Genomic DNA, 1,322 nt, shown 5'->3' on the forward strand with positions numbered 1-1,322 from the left:
GATTGCAGTCCAGCAGCGGTTGACGCGCCCAGCCGACCTGCGCCAGGCGTCCATCGGGCAGAAGCAGCGGGCCGGGGGAAGTCAGTTCGGTTTGCATGGATGGGCTCCAAGAGAATTATGATTGCCGCCGTTTTCTGGAACGGGGCAAGGTGCCATACGATGCCTTGAACAGATTGTTGAGCCAAGGCTTATCTCGAATCGGCTCAAAAAGTGGCCAGTATGGAGACATCCTTTTATTCAGCTCGCCTTTTTCTGCCATTGCCTTCATCAAGGCCCGTGCTTGATCAAAGCGTTGGCGCAAGATATGAATTGCTGCTTTGGTTTCCTGACGATGCTTTTTACGTGCTTCCAACTGGGCAAGGACGCGGTTCATTTCATCGCCTTTGCCTTGTTCACGACAGGCAATCGCCCAGTTGACCAGCATGGTTTGCCGATATTTCCAACCGGGACGTACTTCTACCGCGATGCTTGCGAGTCTTTCCACCAGAGCATGACGTTTTGGGCGCAGGGTTTGGTAGAGAAAATCACTGGCAAGTTTGTCGGCAATCTGAGAGCGACGCGGCTTTCGCCACTCCCGCCATGCGAATTGGCTAAGCGCAAAAGCAAACAGAATGACCGTATCGAACGCCTCTTGCAGGTAACTCGTGGGGACGAGCAAAAGCCACCCTTCCGCTGCACCTGGCGGACGGAGCGTGGTTACTTCCCTGGTCTGTTTGAGATAGCCACCGGCTGTGATGCGCCCGCCCTGGTGGATGAGGGCATTACGCCGGGCGATGATTTCCCGCAACGGGGCCTGATACCCCTGCCAAAGCGGAGATGGGACAATCTTTTGTAGCGCATCCCAACGGTCTTTCCAGTTCGGAATTTTTTTGATGGCATATCCGGGATCGACTTGCTCGCGATAGATTTTCACCACCCCATCTACGAAAATTTCGAGTGTGCTCACCAGGTTGATGAGTGCGCTCTGTCGCAGGACAATGCCACTTATGGGTGGCTGCGCCATGTAGTCCGTCCAGGCCGCCAGGAAACGGTGTTTTTTACGCGGGTTTTCTCGTTCCCATTTCAACACACGGCGCCGAAAAGCCGTATCCCGAAAGGCCGCAAACGCCTCTCGCACATTGGGATCGTTCATGAAGTCCGGGTACAAGTGGTCTTCATCCAGGGCGGGGAAAAATTCGCGCAGCTCAGCACGTATCTGTTCGGACGGGTCTCCGAACACATCCGCCATGGCCTCGGCAAATTCCTCAATGACTTGCCCATCCAGCCGGTCGGCGACCGATGGCAGTTGTTCACTGAACAAACGCAGCCCGCCGTAGGTGGCA

The 1,322-nt window shown here is 55.4% G+C and carries 1 protein-coding gene; it reads right to left on the reverse strand.

Going from position 1 to position 1,322, the window contains the following annotated elements; all coding sequences use genetic code 11:
• Positions 1 to 115: 115 nt before the first annotated feature.
• Positions 116 to 1,322: hypothetical protein (locus tag D6694_01970; protein ID RMH47406.1), on the reverse strand; the 1,207-nt coding region annotated here is incomplete at its 5' end.

The organism is Gammaproteobacteria bacterium (genome assembly GCA_003696665.1).
Lineage (GTDB): Bacteria > Pseudomonadota > Gammaproteobacteria > Enterobacterales.